The sequence below is a fragment of the Mesorhizobium sp. M7A.F.Ca.US.010.02.1.1 genome (assembly GCF_004023085.1).
Taxonomy (GTDB): Bacteria; Pseudomonadota; Alphaproteobacteria; order Rhizobiales; family Rhizobiaceae; genus Mesorhizobium.
The window spans coordinates 1-580 of sequence record NZ_RZRV01000115.1 but is presented as its reverse complement, the minus strand read 5'-3'; the positions used below and the strand labels follow the sequence as shown (position 1 = coordinate 580).

Annotated in this window: 1 protein-coding gene; it reads left to right on the top strand. The window is 63.1% G+C overall.

The window, feature by feature from the left end; translation table 11 throughout:
• Positions 1–580: FAD-binding oxidoreductase (locus EOA19_RS34970; RefSeq protein ID WP_164893135.1), on the top strand; the 580-nt coding region annotated here is incomplete at both ends.

Genomic DNA, 580 nt, shown 5'->3' with positions numbered 1-580 from the left:
GGCTCAGGCGGTGACGGCCCGTGGCGGACGGATTTTCGAAAACAGCCGCGCGATCTCGATTGGCGAGGCAAGCCGCTGGCGCGTCGTCACCGACGGCGGCACCGTTCACGCCGAATATGTGGTCGTCGCCACCAACATGACAGTGAAGAGCCCCATCGGCATGGCGAACCGGACCCAGCCGCGCTGCCACACTGCCATGGCGTTTCGGGTCGATGACCCTCTTGCTGTCGACGGCATGTTCATCGGCATCGACGATCCGACGCACTCCATCCGCACGGGCCGCGATGCCGAAGGCCCGCTGCTGGTCACGCTCGGCCCCAAGTTCGATACAGGCCAGGACGGCGACGTCGCGAAACGGTTTGTCGAGCTGGAGCAATGGGCAAGAATTAGTCTTCCAGTTGGAGACATTGCGTGGCGCTGGTGCAACGAGGACTATGACACGGCCGACAGAGTTCCGTATGCCGGCGAGCCCGATCCGGACAAAGCCTCCGGTTTTCATATCGCCACGGGATTCAACGCCTGGGGCATCACCAACGGAACGGCCGCAGGCACGATGATTGCGGATTTGATCTGCGCTCGG